The sequence below is a fragment of the Pseudomaricurvus sp. genome, assembly GCF_965662505.1.
Taxonomy (GTDB): domain Bacteria; phylum Pseudomonadota; class Gammaproteobacteria; order Pseudomonadales; family Cellvibrionaceae; genus Pseudomaricurvus.
On sequence record NZ_CBFIHX010000198.1, the window covers coordinates 1 to 4,152 of the forward strand.

Here is a 4,152-nt window from a genome sequence, read left to right on the forward strand (position 1 = left end):
TTCTTAGAGATACAATGGCACCATTAGTTACTGAGGACACTCTTGTATACCAAGAAATTGAAAATGAGATATTTGGCTAACGATAATGGAGTTAGCAACTACTAGCCTAATATCTATTTTCAGTCTAGTGAATTACGACCGTACAGTTATTGACAGAACTCCAAGTGGCCAATCCATCAGGATGCGTGGCTGCCGCCACGCACTCCTGCTGAATAGGCTGCACTAATACTTCTCTTTTGTATCTTCCAGCTTAATGTTCTCGTAATAGCATCGTTTACGCCATCGGTGACTCCGAGGACTCGCTCACCGATTGGCTCTCCGTATTTACCTGGTGTGTCTATCTAGGTCTTAAGCATTTTTATTGGAAGTAATTTCTTTGCTTGTTCTATACCGCCTAGTTTTTCGATAAAGGTTTGCCAGTCTCCTTTATCAGCAGCATGAAGCGCTTCAGAGAGAATTCCTTCTGGTGCAGTGCTTAACCTTCGTATTTCCCGCCAAAGCCCAACAGGATCAGTGCCAAAGAACTGAAACTGTCTAATGGCAAATATGGAAGCCCAAGCAGCAACGCGGAGACTAGGTGATTTGGCGTCATTACCGCACCAATTAAATAAATCCTATATTTGGCGGAAGATATCGCTTGTAGTATGGTGAATTCTAATAAAAAGAGCGTTTAATACTTCCTGTGCTTTCCAACCGCTAACCGAGGAGTTTCGAGATGACCGAACTGATCGTAGGGCTTATTCTTTTTCTGGGGATTCACTCCGCGTCAATCGTTGCGCCTGTTGCAAGGGACAAAGCGGCCGTTCGATTGGGCGAGTATGGTTGGAAGGGACTTTACTCGGTGATTGCTCTGGTCGGGCTGATTCTGGTGATTCGGGGGTATGGCGATGCTCGACTCGATCCGATCGTCCTTTATTCATCTCCAGAGTGGACACGTCATCTGGTGATGCTTCTGATGCTGCCAGTGTTCGTTTTTTTTCTGGCCGCCTATCTCCCGGGCAGGATTTCACATACGCTGAAACACCCAATGCTGGTGGCCGTTAAGCTCTGGGCGGCTAGTCACTTGTTGGCCAATGGGGCATTGGCCGATGTGCTGCTTTTCGGTAGTTTTTTAGCCTGGGCCGTGGTTGACCGCATTTCAATAAAGCGTCGATCTGTCCGGGATAATCCCCGTTTTCCTTCTGGGAAGGCCAATGACCCAGCTGCGATCGTCGGAGGTTTAGCACTCTACCTGGCTTTCGTGTTCTGGCTGCATCCGGTACTGATCGGCGTGGCGATTATCCGATAACACCATCCATACATATCTTGAGCTTCGGGCTCCCTTAAACTGAACAAATAAAAAAGCCCTAATACAGTGCATGTATTAGGGCTCTAGTTTTTAGAGCGATGCTAGACTCGGAATAGAACCGCAAAATGCGCTAGACATAGAAGTCCAAGTCTTCCTGAGCTTTAAGCAAATCCCGCATTTTGATGGGATCGTCGCCATAGAAGAAGACCAGGCCCCAGTGTGTACCGAAGGCCGATCGTTCGGGTACTGTTTCTTCGGTGGGCGCAACCAACTCGTGAAAATCAAAATATGGATTTTCGGTAGTCTCTTTTGGCATTTCCAGCTTGCTGACTACGCGACGGCGGGGATAGACACCAAAGCACCCGGCATAGCCTTTTGCGCCTTCCACTTCTTTTGGAAAGAAGTTCGCCACCTCTTCTTTGGTGCTCTTAGGGTCGAAAACTAACATGGATGCTTGATAAGCACTGAACCCATAGGCACGCTCAATCAATTCGAACGCCTTAAATCCGGGTGGTCGATAAGCGATCTCGCCAAAGTACATTTCACCATCGGCGGTCACAAAGTACTCGGGATGAATCAGCCCAAATTTGATATCGAAGGTCTTAATCAGTTTCTCGATCTGTTTGGTGATCGCATTACGCCAGCTTTCCAGTTCATGGGTAGCAGGCACAAAGACCGAATAACCCAAAGTCACGTACTCGGAGATGTTCAGAAATTTGATCTCACCATCGTGAATCCAGGCTTCTACTGCGAATTCCCAGCCATCAAGGTGGCTTTCCATAAGTAATGGATACTCTTCATCCGGAATGTTATCAATTTCTTCAATTGTGCGGATCATCCGATGTCCAAGGCAGCCGGCCTTGTCGAATGCTTTAACGTGAATCGGATCATCGGGATCGCCGTCGAGTTTCAGCAGTGTCTGGTTGACGCGCTTCATAAAGCGGATGATGTCGTCTTTTTCGTGAGCTTCTTCGAAAATCCCTACCCGTATACCACCCAGCTGGGCACGGCGCTTCATCAATGCTTTATCCCGAAACAGGATGGACTGACCGTACATACGTGGGTTATCCATCAGGACCGAGTTGATAGCGCCTGACCACTCTACGGTTTCTTCAAACAGGGGGATAGCAACATCAACGCCTTCGGCTTTTAGTCGCTCGGCAATTTCCATGGATCGATCATTCAGGCGTACAAAGTCCCATTGAATGTATGGAATATTATTTGCCGCGCAAAAATCAGCGGCCCAGTCGGGTGCGACCACCACATATCGACGATCAAACTTCTGAGCAGCTTTAATGGCGTTGAGGCTCCAGCCCAGTAATGCGATGTACCCCTTGTTCGGATCCTTGGGGGTTTCCGTTCCTTTCACAGAGTCCAGCGTGGGATCGGCCCAGCTTGAAACCTCGGTGGTTTTCGGACTTTCGGATTTTGTCGACATATTATGCTCTCCTCAATAAGTTGTGGAAAATGACGCTTAGGTTCGCAGCGTCAGTGATGGTCGTTCTGTGATTGTGGGGCTGGCTAACTAGCGTCCAACAGCCCAACTGTCTTGAGCCAAGCTGATGGCGTGTTGGACATCATCGATAGGTATATCGTTCGACTCACCTTTTTCGAGTGGGTCGTAATGAAACACATACAGCCTTGAGGCGAACTCGGCTACTGGCAAAGAAGCTTCACCATAAAGCTCACCATGGCCTTGGGTCGAGGTAACAATGTTTTGCCCCCAATTTTGACCGCTGTCATTATTCGGGTTGAAAAAATAGACGCGCATAACCTCGTCCGGGTCCAGTGCAAGCCTTTGAATTGTGATGGCGTGCCAGCCAAGAAATCGCTTGGCACTGTCGGTCACAGCAATACCGGCCGGTTGCGGATTGATGACCGGAATGTTGCCATTGTAAAAAGGGTGATAAGCGGCATAAAAGTCACGAATAAACCCTTCAAAATCTTTCAGACCACCCGTAAATACGTCAACGGCTATGCGAAATCCGTGACCGACATGATCACCGTGGAATTCGGCGTTGACCCATTTATGGGGATCTTCTCCTCGCCCAGCACTACGACGACCCATTTCAAAATAGATGCGGTCCAGGTGTGGAACAGTGAGCAGTGATACGGCATCAACGTCCACCGGGGGCTCGCTGGCAAGTCCAGTACCGAGATCCCGAGAAGAAATACTGTCACCTTCAAAACGCATGACCACTTCGTCATCGCGTGCCGCCCATGCAAGGATCCGAAGCAGTTCCATAGGCATGTTGTAAGCCCACATGGAGATAGCACGCGTAGACTGACAAGTCGGATAGTTTCCTTGTCCCACACCTAACGGTCGTCCGAGCACATTCAGCACGTCGGCAAGCAGAAAACACTCTGGTGAGCGGCTTTGACCAAAGACTGCCACTATTTTCTGTGTCGCCACATCGCACAGCGATAATCGTATTTGTCGCCACAGAGACGGTGCTACGGAAGGAGCGTAGAGAATGCCGCGCTCAAGCATCATAGCCAGGCCATAGGCACACTGACTGGTCTCTGGAAACAGGGCTTCATCAATCAGGGTATGAATCAATGCCGGATAGCAGTGAAAAGCGTCGGCTCCTGTATAGCTCAGCCCTAAAGCTGTAGGAATCAGGTCATTCCAGCGGGTGCGCAGGTAGCGTATAAAGCATGGCATGTAGGGTGAGACTAATCCCGTGCTGTGCATGGCCTTAGCAAAGGCGATGGCCTCCTGCAACAACATAGCATCGTCCATTTCCCTGATTCGCTCGGCATAAATGTCGAAGCCGGGATCTTCACGACAACCCTCTGTAGGGCTGAACACAGCATGGATAAGCTGCAACGCTTCGTCACCGACTTCACCGCCGATCGCATCC

The 4,152-nt window shown here is 49.3% G+C and carries 3 protein-coding genes; 1 reads left to right on the forward strand and 2 read right to left on the reverse strand.

The window, feature by feature from the left end; all coding sequences use genetic code 11:
* Positions 1–715 precede the first annotated feature (715 nt).
* Positions 716–1,288, forward strand: a complete 573-nt coding sequence (locus ACTG33_RS16450) for an NnrU family protein (RefSeq protein ID WP_439136308.1) — start codon at positions 716–718, stop codon at positions 1,286–1,288.
* A 130-nt stretch (positions 1,289–1,418) separates the two neighbouring features.
* On the opposite strand, the gene ACTG33_RS16455 is transcribed toward ACTG33_RS16450, so the two are convergent.
* Positions 1,419–2,726, reverse strand: coding sequence for an ATP-grasp domain-containing protein (locus ACTG33_RS16455; RefSeq protein WP_438969666.1), 1,308 nt, complete (start codon positions 2,724–2,726; stop codon positions 1,419–1,421).
* Positions 2,727–2,813: 87 nt separating this feature from the next.
* On the reverse strand, positions 2,814–4,152 hold a 1,339-nt coding region (locus ACTG33_RS16460), incomplete at its 5' end, for a hypothetical protein (protein ID WP_439136309.1).

Bases quoted from the DNA above. Each gene is read 5' to 3' on its own strand.
- ACTG33_RS16450 (WP_439136308.1), top strand. From the start codon at position 716: ATGACCGAACTGATCGTAGGGCTTATTCTTTTTCTGGGGATTCACTCC.
- ACTG33_RS16455 (WP_438969666.1), bottom strand. From the start codon at position 2,726: ATGTCGACAAAATCCGAAAGTCCGAAAACCACCGAGGTTTCAAGCTGG.